The sequence below is a fragment of the Bacillus sp. BPN334 genome (assembly GCF_008368885.1).
Classification (GTDB): domain Bacteria; phylum Bacillota; class Bacilli; order Bacillales; family Bacillaceae_G; genus Bacillus_A; species Bacillus_A wiedmannii.
The window spans coordinates 1-984 of the sequence record NZ_QOZW01000040.1 but is presented as its reverse complement, the minus strand read 5'-3'; the positions used below and the strand labels follow the sequence as shown (position 1 = coordinate 984).

The window sequence follows — 984 nt, the reverse complement described above, 5'->3', positions numbered from 1 at the left end:
CGTTCAGTTTTCAAAGAACTTTTTGGTGGAGCCTAGCGGGATCGAACCGCTGACCTCCTGCGTGCAAGGCAGGCGCTCTCCCAGCTGAGCTAAGGCCCCAAACAATTATCGGGAAGACAGGATTTGAACCTGCGACCCCCTGGTCCCAAACCAGGTGCTCTACCAAGCTGAGCCACTTCCCGAAAGAAAACGCGCCCGAGAGGAGTCGAACCCCTAACCTCTTGATCCGTAGTCAAACGCTCTATCCAATTGAGCTACGGGCGCATATGGTGCCGAGGGCGGGGGTCGAACCCGCACGGTGGTCACCCACCGCAGGATTTTAAGTCCTGTGCGTCTGCCTGTTCCGCCACCCCGGCATGTCATATTGGAAATTGGAGCGGAAGACGGGATTCGAACCCGCGACCCCAACCTTGGCAAGGTTGTATTCTACCACTGAACTACTTCCGCAAGACATGTTTGAGATATTTCATTAAAAGTGCGGGTGAAGGGAGTCGAACCCCCACGCCAAAGGCGCTAGATCCTAAGTCTAGTGCGTCTGCCAATTCCGCCACACCCGCATATTTCATTAAAATGGTGAGCCATGAAGGATTCGAACCTTCGACCCTCTGATTAAAAGTCAGATGCTCTACCAACTGAGCTAATGGCTCTTGCAATAAAAACTGGTGCCGACTAGAGGACTTGAACCCCCAACCTACTGATTACAAGTCAGTTGCTCTACCAATTGAGCTAAGTCGGCTAAATGGTGGAGGATGACGGGATCGAACCGCCGACCCCCTGCTTGTAAGGCAGGTGCTCTCCCAGCTGAGCTAATCCTCCGAATTGCCTGGCAACGTCCTACTCTCACAGGGACAAGGTCCCAACTACCATCGGCGCTAGAGAGCTTAACTTCCGTGTTCGGTATGGGAACGGGTGTGGCCTCTCTGCCATCATTACCAGACTGTATTCATTTAAGACAAGAATTATTGTAACTTATTTAACTTTTAA

General features: G+C 51.9%; 9 tRNA genes and 1 rRNA gene. All 10 read right to left on the bottom strand.

Going from position 1 to position 984, the window contains the following annotated elements:
• Positions 1-23: 23 nt before the first annotated feature.
• The 10 genes from DN393_RS31080 to rrf all read right to left on the bottom strand — a co-directional run bounded on the left by DN393_RS31080 (position 24) and on the right by rrf (position 937).
• Positions 24-99, bottom strand: a tRNA-Ala gene (locus DN393_RS31080).
• 9 nt (positions 100-108) lie between these two features.
• Positions 109-182 (bottom strand) — tRNA-Pro (locus DN393_RS31075).
• An 8-nt stretch (positions 183-190) separates the two neighbouring features.
• Positions 191-264: transfer RNA gene (locus DN393_RS31070), tRNA-Arg, on the bottom strand.
• A 3-nt stretch (positions 265-267) separates the two neighbouring features.
• Positions 268-356 (bottom strand) — tRNA-Leu (locus DN393_RS31065).
• Between the two features lie 16 nt (positions 357-372).
• Positions 373-447 (bottom strand) — tRNA-Gly (locus DN393_RS31060).
• 29 nt (positions 448-476) lie between these two features.
• Positions 477-557: transfer RNA gene (locus tag DN393_RS31055), tRNA-Leu, on the bottom strand.
• A 14-nt stretch (positions 558-571) separates the two neighbouring features.
• A tRNA-Lys gene (locus DN393_RS31050) sits at positions 572-647 on the bottom strand.
• A 13-nt stretch (positions 648-660) separates the two neighbouring features.
• Positions 661-736 (bottom strand) — tRNA-Thr (locus tag DN393_RS31045).
• Positions 737-740: 4 nt separating this feature from the next.
• A tRNA-Val gene (locus DN393_RS31040) sits at positions 741-816 on the bottom strand.
• A gap of 5 nt (positions 817-821) precedes the next feature.
• A 5S ribosomal RNA gene (gene rrf, locus DN393_RS31035) occupies positions 822-937 on the bottom strand.
• Positions 938-984 lie beyond the last annotated feature (47 nt).